This window comes from Mesorhizobium sp. WSM4833 (assembly GCF_055811095.1).
The window spans coordinates 222895-236690 of record NZ_JBVVQG010000005.1; the positions used below are offsets into that span (position 1 = coordinate 222895).

Consider the following 13796-nt stretch of genomic DNA (forward strand, 5'->3'; position numbering starts at 1 on the left):
ATGATCCCCGGTGAAATCATCACGGTGGGCGGCGACATCGAGCTCAACAAGGGCCTGCAGACCGTCACCCTGAAAGTCGCCAACAGCGGCGACCGGCCGATCCAGGTCGGCAGCCACTACCATTTCTTCGAAACCAATGAGGGGCTGAAATTCGACCGCGAACGGGCGCGTGGCATGCGCCTCGACATTGCCGCGGGCACGGCCATGCGCTTCGAGCCGGGCCAGGAGCGCGACGTCACGCTGGTGCCGCTCGGCGGGAAGCGCGAGGTCTACGGATTTCAGCAGAAGGTGATGGGCAAGCTGTGAGATCTTCCGGCGCGCTCAGCTCAGTTCGATGGCTTGGCCGCGGCGTAGATGACGATCTTTCCGGGATTGTCGAATTCGACGGCGAGGACATCCTGCGCCTGCACGCGCCGCGATTCGATGGCGTTGAACAGCAGCGCGTTGGCCTCGATCTCCTTGCGCAGCTCCGTAATGTCGTCCTGATGCTGCTTGACCTTGGCCTCGATCTCCGGCGGCGGGCCGCCTTCGCTGCGCGCGGCGTCGGTGAGGAACACGATGTCGACCTTGTCGAGCTTGGATGTCTTGCGCACCGTGCCGATGTTTTCACGCGTGCGGTCGATCGCCGTGTTGACGTTGCCGGCCTCAGTGTTGGCCTTGGCCTCTTCCTGCTTGACCTGCGAGCCAACGATGCGATTGACGGTCTCCGTGCTTTCCAGTCCTTGCGCCTTCAGTCCGGCAGCAGGACCAGCCGCCGCCAGGAACGCCATGGCGGCGACTGCCTGCATTCTGGTCGAGAAAGAAGTGATCGCCATCGCTCGCTCCTGAGAGAAATCGTTTCGGGGCGCGGGTTAGCGCGAAAAGAACAAAACGAATCCGGCCCGGCGAAGGTTCCTTTCCCGATGCGGCCGGCCGGCCGGATGCCGGCCCGCCATGCCGTGGCGTCAGCTCGCCTTCTTGGTGATCAGGGTCAGTGCGCCATTGGGTTCCATACTGGCTGCGACCACCTGCGCCGAGGTCATTCCCTTGGCTTCGAGCGCCGACTTGACCTTGGGTGTGGCGTCGATCGAGCTGCGCAGTTTCTTCAAGCCGTCATCGCCGCGCTGGGCGATCACCTGGTTGACCTGCGTCTGGGTGTCCTTTGGCAGCTCCGTGATGTCGACGATGTTGACGCTCTGGATCGTCGGAACGGCCGGCTGAGCCTGGGGCGTGGCTGGAGCAGGCGTTGCCGGCGCCGGAGCGGGCTGTGGCGCGGGTTGCTGCTGGGCACTGGCGGCGCCCGCCAGCATCAGGCTGGCTGCGGCGGCAAGAGCTATCGTTTTGCGCATGGATTTTCCTTTCCATCGATTGGCAAACGGTCGGTCTGGGGTGACCCCCTAACCTCAACCGCCAAATGGGATCAGAAGGTGTCGCCCAGCAGGTCATTGCGTGACCATAGGATGGCAGCAATGTGCAGCCGCGCTTCAATCCAACCGCATTTCGGCAAACCGCATTTCGGGAGCAATCGCTGATGGCCAGAATTACCCGCGCCGCCTACGCGCAGATGTACGGCCCGACGGTCGGCGACAGAGTACGGCTTGCCGACACCGAACTGTTCATCGAGGTCGAGAAGGATCTCACCATCCATGGCGAAGAGGTGAAATTCGGCGGCGGCAAGGTGATCCGCGACGGCATGGGCCAGAGCCAGGTTTCCAAGGCGCAAGGCGCCGTCGATACCGTGATCACCAACGCGCTGGTGATCGATGCCAGTGCAGGCATCTTCAAGGCCGATGTCGGGCTTCGCGACGGGCGCATCGCGGCCATCGGCAAGGCGGGCAATCCGGACACGCAGGATGGCGTCACCATCATCATCGGCCCCGGCACCGAGATCATCGCCGGCGAAGGCAAGATCCTGACATCAGGCGGCTTCGACGCGCATATCCACTTCATCTGCCCGCAGCAGATCGAGGAAGCGTTGATGTCAGGCATCACCACCATGCTCGGCGGCGGCACCGGTCCGGCGCACGGCACGCTGGCCACCACCTGCACACCGGGGCCATGGCACATGGCCCGCATGATCCAGTCCTTCGACGCCTTTCCGATGAACATCGGCCTGTCGGGCAAGGGCAATGCCTCGCTGCCCGCCGCGCTCGAGGAAATGGTGCTGGGCGGCGCCTGCTCGCTGAAGCTGCACGAGGACTGGGGCACGACGCCGGCGGCCATCGATTGCTGCCTGTCGGTCGCCGACGATTACGACGTGCAGGTGATGATCCACACCGACACGCTGAACGAATCCGGCTTTGTCGAGAACACGGTCGCCGCCATCAAGGGCCGCACCATCCACGCCTTCCACACCGAGGGCGCCGGCGGCGGCCACGCGCCCGACATCATCAAGGTCTGCGGCCTGCCCAACGTCATTCCGTCTTCGACCAATCCGACGCGGCCCTACACGGTCAACACGCTGGCCGAGCATCTCGACATGCTGATGGTCTGCCATCATCTGTCGCCCTCGATCCCCGAAGACATCGCCTTTGCCGAAAGCCGCATCCGCAAGGAGACCATCGCGGCGGAAGACATTTTGCACGACATCGGCGCCTTCTCGATCATCTCGTCGGATTCGCAGGCCATGGGCCGCGTCGGCGAAGTCGCGATCCGCACCTGGCAAACCGCCGACAAGATGAAACGCCAGCGCGGCTCGCTGCCGCAGGAGACCGGCAACAACGACAATTTCCGCGTCCGCCGCTACATCGCCAAATACACGATCAACCCGGCCATCGCGCATGGGCTGTCGAAAGACATCGGCTCGATCGCGGTTGGCAAACGCGCCGACCTGGTGCTGTGGAACCCGGCCTTCTTCGGCGTCAAGCCGGACATGGTGCTGATCGGCGGTATGATCGCCGCCGCCCCGATGGGCGACCCCAACGCCTCGATCCCGACGCCGCAGCCGATGCATTACCGGCCGATGTTCGGCGCCTATGGCAAGGCCAGGACCAACTCGTCGGTGACGTTCGTTTCGAAAGCAGCGCTCGAGTCGGGACTGCATGGCAGGCTCGGTGTCGACAAGCAGTTCGTCGCCGTCGAAAACACCCGCGGCGGCATCGGCAAGCATTCGATGGTGCTCAACGACGCAACGCCGCATGTCGAGGTCGATCCGGAAACCTACGAGGTGCGCGCCGACGGCGAGTTGCTGACCTGCGAGCCGGCGACGGTGCTGCCGATGGCGCAACGGTATTTTCTGTTTTGAAGCGGCGCTTCCACCGGGCGAGCATTATCCGTTGCAGCCCTTGGTGGAAGGCAGCACTATGCGGCCAACCAACAGCTGCATTGTGATCGAGCATGACCACCGAAATCGCTTCCGCCCACGACATCTTCCCGCACATCCGCATCGTCATGGGCATGGTGATCGGGCTTGGTGTCGCCCGCCTGCTGTCGGGGGTGGCGCGCATCGTCCAGCATCCCGGCCAGTACAAGCTCTATACCGTGCATCTGGCCTGGGTCGTCTCGGTGCTCCTGATGCTGGTGCATTTCTGGTGGTGGGAGTTCGGCCTCTACGCCGTCGAGACCTGGACCTTCGGCAAATATTTGTTCATCATTTTCTACGCGATCACGCTGTTCCTGCTGTGCGCGCTTTTGTTTCCCGATTCGATGCTGGACTACACCAGCTACGAGGATTTCTTCTATTCGCGCCGGGCGTGGTTCTTCGGCCTGCTGGCGGCGACCTATCTGCTCGACGTGGTCGACACGCTGCTGAAGGGTCCGGAGCATTTCGCCCGCTTCGGCAGCGAGTATCTGTTCCGCACGCCGGTCTTCGTCGCGCTCTGCATCATCGCGATCCTGGTGCGCGACCGCCGCTTCCACATCGCCTTTGTCACGGCGGCGCTTATCTACCAGATATCGTTCATCCTGCGGCTCTTCGACACCATCGTCTGAACGAACGCGATGATCTAGCTTGTTGGGGAAAGGCAGGGTTCGACATGTACAAGGCCGTTGGATCCGCGTGGATCCCGGGTCAGCCGCGCGTCAACGCTTATTTCGACCGCTGGCGCGGCCTGCGCGTGTGCGGGCACAAGCAAATGGGAAATCCATGAAATGAAACTCAACCTCAACACCGACTTCACCAAATTCCCGCGCGCCGTCTCGGTGCTGTCCGCCGGCGCTGCCGGAACCACCCTACCGTCCGGCCGGGCCATTCTCGCCCATGACGAGCGGCATCTGCGCCGCCGGGCCATCGAACTTGCCGACGGCGGCAAGGTGCTGGTCGACCTGCCCGAACCCGTCGCCTTGAACGATGGCGACCGGCTGGTGCTGGAGAATGGCGGCCATATCGAGATCATCGCGGCACCGGAAGAGGTCTACGACATCCGCGCCCGCGATGGCGTGCATCTGGCCGAGCTCGCCTGGCATATCGGCAACCGCCATCTCGCGGCAGGCATCGAGGCCGGACGCATCCTCATCCTGCGCGACCATGTCATCAAGGCGATGCTGGAGGGGCTGGGCGCCACGGTGAGCGACGTTTCCGAACCGTTCAAGCCGGTGCGCGGCGCCTATTCCGGGCATGGCGGGCAAAGCCACGATCACGGCCATGCGCATGCCCACAGCCACGCCGAAGCGCACAGCCATTCTCATGGCGAAGCGCATTCCCATTCGCACAGTCATGCCGGCCATCACCACGATCATGACTGACCAGCCTTCGAACATCGCCCTGCTGCGGCTGATGGCGTGGCTGTCGCCTGCCTTTCCGGTCGGCGGCTTTTCCTACAGCCATGGTCTCGAGCGGGCGGTGCAGGACGGGTTGGTTGCCGATGCCGGGAGCCTCGCCGGCTGGCTGGAGACGCTGGTCGAGATGGGCTCGGGCTGGAACGACGCCGTGCTGTTCGCCGAGAGCTGGCGCCGAGCATGCGGCACCGGTGATCTCGATGAAGTGGCGGCACTCGCCGAAGCCCTGGCCGGCTCGCGCGAACGCCATACCGAGACCATGCTGCAGGGTGCGGCCTTCCTCAAAGCGGCGGCCGCCTGGCCTAATCCGGTGCTGGAGCGCTTACCGGCCGAATGCGCCTATTGCGTCGCCGTCGGCGCCATTGCGGGTGGCAACGGCATCGCGCTTCAGGATGCGCTGTCAGCCTTCCTGCAAACCTTCTTCTCCAACCTTGTGCAGGCAGCGATCCGGCTTGGCATCGTCGGCCAGAGCGGCGCGACCACGTTGTTAGCCGGCTTCGAGCCGCTGGCCCTGGCGACCGCAAGCCGCGCCGCGCGCTCGACACTCGACGATCTCGGTGGCTGCGCCTTCGTCTCCGATGTCATGGCGATGAAGCATGAAACCCAATATTCGCGACTGTTCCGCTCATGATTTTTCTCGCCTTCTCGCTATCCTTTGTCCTGCTGCTGATCACCGTTCTGCATGTCTATTGGGGCCTTGGCGGCATCTGGCCGGGCCAGGACGCAGCCTCCTGCGCTCGCGCCGTGGTCGGCTTTCGCGGCGTCGATGAGATGCCAACGCCGTTTGCCAGTTTCGCCGTTGCCGCGTGCTTGTGCCTGGCGACACTATGGCCGCTGGCGCTCATGGGAGTCTTCGCTTCACCCTTCCCCAAGGAGGGTCTCGCCGCCACGTCGCTGCTCATCGGTCTGGTGTTCCTGGGACGCGGCATAGCCGGCTTCACGCCATGGTGGCGGCGGCTGACGCCTGAACAGCCTTTCGCGCGGCTCGATGTCCGCTATTATTCGCCGCTGTGCCTGTTGATCGGGCTCGGCTTTGCCATCCTCGCCATCACGGAGTTTCCCGCATGACACAGACAAATGGTCCGCTGCGCGTCGGCATTGGCGGCCCGGTCGGTTCGGGCAAGACGACGCTGACCGAAAAACTGTGCAAGGCGCTGCGCGACGAGTTTTCCCTCGCCGTCGTCACCAACGACATCTACACCAAGGAAGACGCCATGATGCTGGCGCGGCTGCAGGCGCTGCCCGAGGACCGCATCATGGGTGTCGAGACCGGCGGCTGCCCGCATACCGCGATCCGCGAGGATGCCTCGATCAATCTGCAGGCGATCGCGCAGATGAACAGGAAGTTCCCGGATCTCGACATCGTCTTCATCGAATCCGGCGGCGACAACCTTGCCGCCACCTTCTCGCCGGATCTCGCCGACCTGACGCTCTATGTCATCTCGGTCTGCCAGGGCGAGGAGATTCCGCGCAAGGGCGGGCCGGCGATCACCCGCTCCGATTTCCTGGTCATCAACAAGAGCGATCTGGCACCCTACGTGAACGTCAATCTCGATGTCATGGAGAGCGACGCCGGCCGCATGCGCGGCAAGCGGCCGTTCGGCTTCACGGACCTGTCGCGCGGCAAGGGACTGCAGGAGGTGATCGATTTCATCATCGAGCATGGCGGCCTGCGAGCCGGCGCTGCCGCTGCCAGCACGGCGGCGTGAGCATCCCTGCACCAACCAAAACCGGTTGCGGGAATGGGCTGGCCACGGCATTCTTGCCGAAACCGGAGAATTTTTCGATGAGCCTTGCCCGTCTGCAAAAGGAAACGCTGACCAACCTGCCCTACTATGAGGAGCGCGTCGATCTCGCCTGTGCCTTCCGCTGGACGGCGCGGCTCAACATGCACGAGGCGGTGGCCAATCATTTCTCGCTGGCCGTCAACGATGAGGGCACACAATTCCTCATGAACCCCAACCAGGTGCATTTCTCGCGCATCAAGGCGAGCGACCTTCTGATGATCGATGCCAACGATCCGGAAACGCTCTCCGGCCCCAATGCGCCCGACCCGACGGCGTGGGGGCTGCATGGCGCCATCCATCGCAATGTGCGTCACGCGCGCTGCGTCATGCATGTGCACTCGATCCACGCCACGGTGCTGGCATCGCTCGCTGACTCGAAATTGCCGCCGATCGACCAGAATTCGGCGATGTTCTTCAACCGCCATGTCGTCGACGCGCACTATGGCGGGCTGGCCTTCGAGGAGGAGGGCGAGCGCTGCTCGCAGCTTCTCGTCGATCCCAAGGTCAAGGTGATGGTGATGGGCAATCACGGCGTGCTGGTCATCGGCGACACGGTCGCCGATGCCTTCAACCGCATGTTCTATTTCGAACGCGCCGCCGAGACCTACATCAAGGCGCTGTGGACCGGCCGCCCGCTGCGCACGCTGTCGGACGCGATCGCCGAAAAGGCGGCGAGCGAGATGGACGATTATCCCGGCCAGGCCGAACGCCATCTCAGCGAGTTGAAGGCGATCCTCGACGAGCAGGAACCGGTCTACCGGAATTGAGCGTCCTTCTCCCCGTGCCGTCACTATACGGGGAGAAGGTGCCGGCAGGCGGATGAGGGACGGCGCCGACCTGGGCGGTTTTCCTCAGAGCCCCAGCTCTTTCCCCAATTCCTCGGCGCTGTTGATGACGACGGCGCCAGTCGGGCCTTCCATCGGCTTTTCCGGCCAGAAAATCGTCTTCATTCCCGCTGCCAGCCCTGCCATGGCGCCCGGCCAGCTATCGTCGATCGCCACCGCCTGCGCGGGGTCGACATCGGCCAGATACGCGGCGCGCAGGAATGGCTCGGCGTGCGGCTTGCCTTCGCGCACGTCGTTGCGGCTGATCGTCTTCATGCCGGGGTAGATCAGGCCGACCATGCTCAGATTGGCGTCGACGATCATCCGGTCCGAATTCGAGACCACGGCCTGCTGGATGCCTCTTGCACGCAGCTCGTTGAAGATCTCGATCGCGCCGGGGCGCGGCTTCAAGCTCTCCACCAGCGGCAGGTAGTGTTCGTATTTGCGCAGGATCCAGTCGTCGAAAGGCAGGTCCAGGCCGAACTCGTCGCGCATCATCTCGTAGACCGGCCAGGCGGCGACGCCGAGCACGCGCTCATGCAGATCGTCCGGCGGGACAAGGCCGACATTGCGCATCGCCGCCACCAGGGCAGCTTCGTGCAGCGGTTCGCTGTCGACCAGCGTGCCGTCCATGTCCCAGAAAACCGCTTTCGGCGTCATGCGAGGCTCCTTTTTGCCATCCCTTAAAGGGTTTGAGCCGGGAGATAAACCTTCGGAGCGCAAGAACGTGCCGCCTGCCGGGACCGCAGCCAAGTCTCTTGGCGAGACAGACATCGTGGGGAGACGAGAAACTGGGCCGTGCCTACGCCGAGGGACAGCAAGCAATTGCCCCCGAGATTTGACAATTGCGCAGCAGGCCGTTCCCTGCGAAAGTGGGCATGGGCCGCTCTCATGACCGGCGGTCTCGGGAGGCAGGACTTTGAATAGCCGGCAGGATGGTGGCAGCAACAGGCTGGACGATGCGGCACGCGCCGGCTGGCTTTATTATGTTGCCGGCAACACACAGGACCAGATCGCTTCGACGCTTGGCATCTCGCGGCAAACGGCGCAGCGGCTGGTATCGCTGGCGGTGTCGGAGGGCTTGATCAAGGTTCGCGTCGACCATCCGATCGCCAACTGCCTCGATCTGGCGGCACGGCTGAGATCGCGCTTTGCGCTCGATCTGGTCGAAGTGGTGCCGAGCGACCCCAACTCGTCCTCGACCACGATCGGCATCGCCGAGGCGGCTGCCGCCGAGATCGAGCGACGGTTGCGTTCACCGACGCCGATCGTCATGGCGATCGGCACCGGGCGCACGCTGAAGGCGGCGATCGAGCAGCTGCCGCCGATGGAATGCCCGCAGCACAAGGTGGTGTCGTTGACCGGCAACATCTCGCCGGACGGCTCGGCCGCTTTCTACAATGTCATCTTCACCATGGCCGACAGGGTCAAGGCGCGTTCGTTCCCGATGCCGCTGCCGGTCATCGCCTCGTCGCCGGAGGAGCGCGAGATGCTGCTCAACCAGCCGATGATCCAGCCGACGCTTGCGCTTGCCGCCGAGGCCGACGTCACCTTCATCGGCATCGGCGACCTCGGCCCCAAGGCGCCGCTCTACGAGGACGGCTTCATTTCGGAGAGCGAATTGAAGGCGCTGCAGAAGGCCGGCGGCATCGCCGAGATCGTCGGCTGGGTGTTCGATAGGGAAGGCCGCATGATCGAGGGCATCACCAACGACCGGGTGTCGTCGGCGTCGCTGCCGTCACGCGAGAAATCGCTGGTCATCGCACTGGCGATGGGAGAACGAAAGCTGCCGGGCATCCTGGCGGCCGCGAACCGGCGGCTGATCAACGGCCTCATCACCGATGAACGGACCGCCGCCGCGCTGCTCGCCAGCATCTGACCGGAAGCACAACTGATTTGCGATAAAACCAACCGCGCTAGCTGTGCCGCCCGAAAGGGTCGTTGCCATCGAGAAAACCGAGATCGCGCTGCAGATGCGGCGACAGGTCCCTGATGTCGAGATGTGCCCGTTTTTGGGCTGCGAACCAGCCGAATCCATCCGTCAGCCACGAAAACCAGCGATGATCGGGTGCGGAAGTGCATTTTTGCTGCGCCATGGTCATGATCGTCAACCTTCGCTATCCTGAACCCGAATGACGGGTTGACTGGAAATGTCGGTCTTGACGGCGGCCTTTGCCAATCGAACGTCGATAAGGACCCATAAGGAGGCTTTATGCCGGACCTCAGCTCTCGGCAGGTTTCACAGCTTCCGCCGCTGCAGGCGATCCGGGTGTTCGAAGCGGTGGCGCGGCATCTTTCCTTCACCAAGGCGGCCGAGGAACTTGCCATGACGCAAGCGGCGGTCAGCTATCAGATCAAGGTGCTGGAGGAACGGGTCGGCGCGCCGCTGTTCCTGCGCCGGCCGCGCCAGATCGCACTCACCGAGGCTGGACAGCGCCTTGCGCCAGCGGTCAGCGAGGCCTTCGCCATTCTCGGCCAGGCCTATGCGGCGGCGCGTGGCGGCGCCGACGGATTGCTGTGCGTCACGACGGTGCTGACCTTTGCCTCGAACTGGCTGGCGCACCATCTGGGCTCATTCCAGATCGCTCATCCCTCCCTTGCCGTGCGGCTCGAAACATCGAGCCGGCTGACGGATTTCGCCCGCGAGGATGTCGACCTCGCCATCCGGTCGGGCGGCGGCAAATGGCCGGGGCTGGAAGCCTACAAGCTGCTCGATGCCGATTTCACGCCGATGCTGAGCCCGAAGCTCGCGGCAAGCATCGGCGGCGTCAGGGAACCGGCGGACCTGTTGCGGCTGCCGATCCTCGATCCCGGCGACATCTGGTGGACGCAATGGTTCGAGGCTGCCGGCGTGCACTCGCACGATCTCGCCAAACGGCCCGGCAGCAGCATGGGCGCGCAGGCCTATGAGGCCAATGCGGCGATCGCCGGTCATGGCGTCGCGATCCTGACCAGGGCGCTGTTCAAGGCGGAACTTGCCGGTGGGCGCCTGATCCAGCCTTTCGATCTGGTTGGCGACGACGGCCATGCCTTTTGGCTGGTCTACCCCGAAGCGCGCCGCAACGTGCCGAAGATCCGTGCCTTCCGCGACTGGCTGCTGGCCGAGATCGCCTGCTGACCGGCAGGCTTGCGGGCTGCACCTGGTCTCACAGATCCATCCGCTGTTGCCGCACTGTATCCGGCCAGGACGCTCTTCGTCCTGGCAATTTCCGCTCGTCCCGGCCTGCGGTGTCGCCCGGGTGCTGCGCTGCAGCATCGAATCCGACTTGACATAATTCACGCCAAGTGAGTAATTGCCCAAAGCCAAGGCAAATGCTCATCTTGGTTCAAGGGAGGAATTTGATGAAACTTCGCACGCTCACCCTGGGCTTGTTGTCGGCCAGCACGCTTGCGTTCGCCGCACACGCCGAATCCATCACCATCGCCACCGTCAACAATGGCGATATGGTCCGCATGCAAAAGCTGACCGAGGACTTCACCAAGGCGAACCCCGACATCCAGCTCAACTGGGTTACGCTCGAAGAGAATGTACTGCGCGAGCGCGTCACCACCGACATCGCCACCAAGGGCGGCCAGTACGACGTGATGACCATCGGCACCTATGAGGTTCCGATCTGGGCCAAGCAGAGCTGGCTTTTGCCGCTCGACAAGCTCGGCGACGACTACGACGCCAAGGACATCATCCCGGCCATTGCTGGCGGCCTTTCGGTCGACGGCAAGCTCTATGCCGCGCCCTTCTACGGCGAAAGCTCCTTCGTCATGTACCGCAAGGACCTGATGGACAAGGCCGGGCTGAAGATGCCCGACGCGCCGACCTGGGACTTCATCAAGCAGGCCGCCGACAAGATGACCGACCGCGCCAATGGCGTGAACGGCGTGTGCCTGCGCGGCAAGGCCGGCTGGGGCGAGAACATGGCTTTCCTGACCGCCATGTCGAACTCCTTCGGCGCCCGCTGGTTCGACGAGAACTGGAAGCCGCAGTTCGATCAGCCGGAATGGAAGAACACGTTGCAGTTCTATGTCGACCTGATGAAGGCCGACGGCCCCGAGGGGGCTTCCTCCAACGGCTTCAACGAAAACCTGGCGCTGTTCCAGCAGGGCAAATGCGGCATGTGGATCGACGCCACGGTCGCCGCGTCCTTCGTTTCGGACCCGAAGAACTCCACCGTCGCCGATAAGGTCGGCTATGCGCTGGCGCCCGACAATGGCCTGGGCAAGCGCGGCAACTGGCTGTGGGCCTGGTCGCTGGCCATCCCCGCCGGCACGCAGAAAGCGGATGCCGCCGAGAAGTTCGTCTCCTGGGCGACCAGCAAGCACTATGCGGAGCTCGTCGCTTCGAAGGAAGGCTGGGCCAACGTTCCTCCGGGCACGCGCTCCTCGCTCTACGCCAATGCCGAGTACCAGAAGGCGGCTCCGTTCGCCAAGATGACGCTGGACTCCATCAATGCCGCCGATCCGACGCATCCGACGGTCAAGCCGGTGCCCTATGTCGGCGTCCAGTTCGTCGCCATCCCTGAGTTCCAGGGCCTTGGCACCACGGTCGGCCAGCTCTTCTCGGCGGCGCTTGCCGGCCAGTCGAGCGTCGACGACGCGCTGAAGCAGGCCCAGGACGCTGCCACCGCGGCAATGACCGAGGGCGGATACATCAAGTAAGGCTCCTCCCGGTGCCGACTGCCGGTCGCCTCCTTGACCGGCAACGGCCGCCCGAGTTCCCAGTTCGGGCGGCCGCCTTTAACGCCTTTGAAAATTCCGTCTGACCAGTGAAGGGTGACCGTCATGGCTACTCAGCAGACCCGTTCGCTTGCCCGTTTCATGATGGCGCCATCCGTGGTGCTGCTGTTCGTCTGGATGATCGTGCCGCTGGTCATCACCATCTGGTTCTCCTTCCAGCAGTACAACCCGCTCAATCCGATCCGCGACGGCTTCGTCGGCTTCTCGAATTACGCGCTGTTCTATTCCAACCCGGCCTTCCTGCAGTCGATCCTCAACACGCTCACCTTGGTGGTCAGCGTGCTCCTGATCACGGTGATCGGCGGTATCCTTCTGGCGCTGCTGATCGATCAGCCGATGTGGGGCCAGGGCATCGTGCGCATCCTCGTCATCTCGCCGTTCTTCGTCATGCCGCCGGTGGCCGCATTGGTCTGGAAGAACATGATCATGCACCCGCAATACGGGGTGTTCGCTGATATAGCCCGCTTCTTCGGGGCCCAGCCGATCGACTGGTTCGGGCAACATCCGATGCTGGCGATCATCATCATCGTCGCCTGGCAGTGGCTGCCCTTCGCGACGCTCATTCTTCTGACCGCGCTGCAGTCGCTCGACGGCGAGCAGAAGGAAGCCGCCGAGATGGACGGCGCCGGCTTCATCAGCCGCTTCATCTATCTGACGCTGCCGCACATGTCGCGCGCCATCACGGTCGTCATCCTGATCCAGACGATCTTCCTTCTCTCGGTCTATGCCGAGATCCTCGTCACCACCAATGGCGGCCCGGGATACGCCTCCACCAACCTGCCCTTCCTCGTCTACCAGAAGGCGTTGCTGGAGTTCAAAATCGGCCAGGCATCCGCCGGCGGTGTGATCGCCGTCATTCTCGCTAACATCGTTGCCTTCTTCGCCATGCGCGCCGTCGGCAAGAACCTGGACAAGTAAGGGAGGCTACGATGGCACGCTCAGTCACCACCCGGCACAAGACGATCGCGACGGTTGCCGCCTGGATCGTCGCCCTGCTGATCTTCTTCCCGATCCTCTACACGATCATCACCTCGTTCAAGTCGGAGCAGGAAGCCATCCAGGGCTTCAGCATCATCCCGTCGGGAACGTTCGAGAGCTATACCGAGGTCCAGGCACAGAGCGGCTACTTCAAGTTCTTCTTCAACTCGGTGCTGCTCTCGGTCGGCTCGACCATCCTGGCCCTGCTGGTCGCCATACCGGCGGCATGGTCGATGGCCTTCTCGCCGACCAAGCGGACCAAGGACATCTTGATGTGGATGCTGTCCACCAAGATGATGCCGGCGGTCGCGGTGCTGTTCCCGATCTACCTGATCTTCCGCGACACAGGCCTGCTCGACAGCCGCATCGGCCTCATGATCATGCTGATGCTGATCAACCTGCCGATCGTGGTGTGGATGCTCTACACCTATTTCCGCGAAATCCCTGGCGAGATCCTGGAAGCGGCGCGCATGGACGGCGCATCGCTGTGGAACGAGATCGTCTATGTGCTGACGCCGATGGCGGTGCCGGGCATCGCCTCGACAATGCTGCTCAACATCATCCTGGCCTGGAACGAGGCGTTCTGGACGATCCGGCTGACGACGACGGAAGCCGCACCCCTGACCGCCTTCATCAGCTCGTTCTCAAGCCCGCAAGGCCTGTTCTGGGCGAAGCTTTCGGCCGCCTCGACGCTGGCCATCGCGCCGATCCTGATCATGGGCTGGTTCAGCCAGAAGCAGCTGGTGCGCGGCCTGACATTTGGTGCGGTGAAATAACGGAA

The 13796-nt window shown here is 63.4% G+C and carries 17 protein-coding genes; 13 read left to right on the top strand and 4 right to left on the bottom strand.

Annotated elements, in window-relative coordinates:
- Window positions 1-306 (top strand): urease subunit beta, encoded by a 306-nt coding sequence (locus tag AC0L2D_RS11805; RefSeq protein WP_013528398.1) that lies wholly within the window; start codon window positions 1-3, stop codon window positions 304-306.
- Between the two features lie 20 nt (window positions 307-326).
- On the opposite strand, the gene AC0L2D_RS11810 is transcribed toward AC0L2D_RS11805, so the two are convergent.
- Complete coding sequence (locus AC0L2D_RS11810) at window positions 327-815, bottom strand: hypothetical protein (RefSeq protein ID WP_473541103.1); 489 nt, start codon at window positions 813-815, stop codon at window positions 327-329.
- A 129-nt stretch (window positions 816-944) separates the two neighbouring features.
- Window positions 945-1328: a hypothetical protein gene (locus tag AC0L2D_RS11815; protein WP_064992829.1), complete on the bottom strand. Its 384-nt coding sequence runs from the start codon at window positions 1326-1328 to the stop codon at window positions 945-947.
- Between the two features lie 182 nt (window positions 1329-1510).
- Between AC0L2D_RS11815 and ureC the strand changes: the two genes are divergently transcribed.
- From ureC to AC0L2D_RS11850, 7 genes are all read left to right on the top strand, one after another.
- A complete protein-coding gene (ureC, locus tag AC0L2D_RS11820) occupies window positions 1511-3223 on the top strand; it encodes an urease subunit alpha (protein ID WP_473541104.1) in 1713 nt (570 codons plus the stop codon).
- A 92-nt stretch (window positions 3224-3315) separates the two neighbouring features.
- A complete protein-coding gene (locus AC0L2D_RS11825; RefSeq protein WP_013528402.1) occupies window positions 3316-3909 on the top strand; it encodes a hypothetical protein in 594 nt (197 codons plus the stop codon).
- Between the two features lie 159 nt (window positions 3910-4068).
- On the top strand, window positions 4069-4662 hold the full coding sequence (gene ureE / locus AC0L2D_RS11830) for an urease accessory protein UreE (RefSeq protein WP_013528404.1): 594 nt from the start codon (window positions 4069-4071) through the stop codon (window positions 4660-4662).
- Window positions 4655-5326 carry an urease accessory protein UreF gene (locus AC0L2D_RS11835; protein ID WP_473541235.1) on the top strand — a complete coding sequence of 224 codons (672 nt, stop codon included), beginning with the start codon at window positions 4655-4657 and terminating at the stop codon, window positions 5324-5326. Before ureE ends, AC0L2D_RS11835 begins: the two co-directional genes overlap by 8 nt.
- On the top strand, window positions 5323-5763 hold the full coding sequence (locus AC0L2D_RS11840; protein WP_024502040.1) for a DUF3995 domain-containing protein: 441 nt from the start codon (window positions 5323-5325) through the stop codon (window positions 5761-5763). Before AC0L2D_RS11835 ends, AC0L2D_RS11840 begins: the two co-directional genes overlap by 4 nt.
- Complete coding sequence (gene ureG / locus AC0L2D_RS11845; protein WP_473541105.1) at window positions 5760-6404, top strand: urease accessory protein UreG; 645 nt, start codon at window positions 5760-5762, stop codon at window positions 6402-6404. Before AC0L2D_RS11840 ends, ureG begins: the two co-directional genes overlap by 4 nt.
- 77 nt (window positions 6405-6481) lie before the next feature.
- Window positions 6482-7249 carry a class II aldolase and adducin N-terminal domain-containing protein gene (locus tag AC0L2D_RS11850; RefSeq protein WP_473541107.1) on the top strand — a complete coding sequence of 256 codons (768 nt, stop codon included), beginning with the start codon at window positions 6482-6484 and terminating at the stop codon, window positions 7247-7249.
- An 84-nt stretch (window positions 7250-7333) separates the two neighbouring features.
- On the opposite strand, the gene AC0L2D_RS11855 is transcribed toward AC0L2D_RS11850, so the two are convergent.
- Window positions 7334-7966, bottom strand: coding sequence for an HAD family hydrolase (locus AC0L2D_RS11855; protein WP_473541108.1), 633 nt, complete (start codon window positions 7964-7966; stop codon window positions 7334-7336).
- A gap of 259 nt (window positions 7967-8225) precedes the next feature.
- On the opposite strand from AC0L2D_RS11855, the gene AC0L2D_RS11860 reads away from it, so the two are divergent.
- The gene (locus tag AC0L2D_RS11860) at window positions 8226-9185 is read left to right on the top strand and encodes a sugar-binding transcriptional regulator (RefSeq protein ID WP_013528410.1); all 960 of its coding nucleotides are present in this window, start codon (window positions 8226-8228) and stop codon (window positions 9183-9185) included.
- A 37-nt stretch (window positions 9186-9222) separates the two neighbouring features.
- Here the strand turns inward: AC0L2D_RS11860 and AC0L2D_RS11865 are convergent, their stop codons facing one another.
- Entirely contained in the window at window positions 9223-9408 is a 186-nt protein-coding gene (locus AC0L2D_RS11865; RefSeq protein ID WP_473541236.1) for a hypothetical protein, read from the bottom strand.
- 110 nt (window positions 9409-9518) lie between these two features.
- Here AC0L2D_RS11865 and gcvA point away from each other — a divergent pair, with 110 nt between their 5' ends.
- The 4 genes from gcvA to AC0L2D_RS11885 all read left to right on the top strand — a co-directional run bounded on the left by gcvA (window position 9519) and on the right by AC0L2D_RS11885 (window position 13791).
- Window positions 9519-10424: a transcriptional regulator GcvA gene (gcvA, locus tag AC0L2D_RS11870; RefSeq protein ID WP_013528412.1), complete on the top strand. Its 906-nt coding sequence runs from the start codon at window positions 9519-9521 to the stop codon at window positions 10422-10424.
- A 224-nt stretch (window positions 10425-10648) separates the two neighbouring features.
- Complete coding sequence (locus AC0L2D_RS11875; RefSeq protein ID WP_013528413.1) at window positions 10649-11959, top strand: ABC transporter substrate-binding protein; 1311 nt, start codon at window positions 10649-10651, stop codon at window positions 11957-11959.
- 123 nt (window positions 11960-12082) lie between these two features.
- The gene (locus AC0L2D_RS11880; RefSeq protein ID WP_013528414.1) at window positions 12083-12955 is read left to right on the top strand and encodes a carbohydrate ABC transporter permease; all 873 of its coding nucleotides are present in this window, start codon (window positions 12083-12085) and stop codon (window positions 12953-12955) included.
- 11 nt (window positions 12956-12966) lie between these two features.
- On the top strand, window positions 12967-13791 hold the full coding sequence (locus tag AC0L2D_RS11885) for a carbohydrate ABC transporter permease (RefSeq protein ID WP_013528415.1): 825 nt from the start codon (window positions 12967-12969) through the stop codon (window positions 13789-13791).
- Window positions 13792-13796 lie beyond the last annotated feature (5 nt).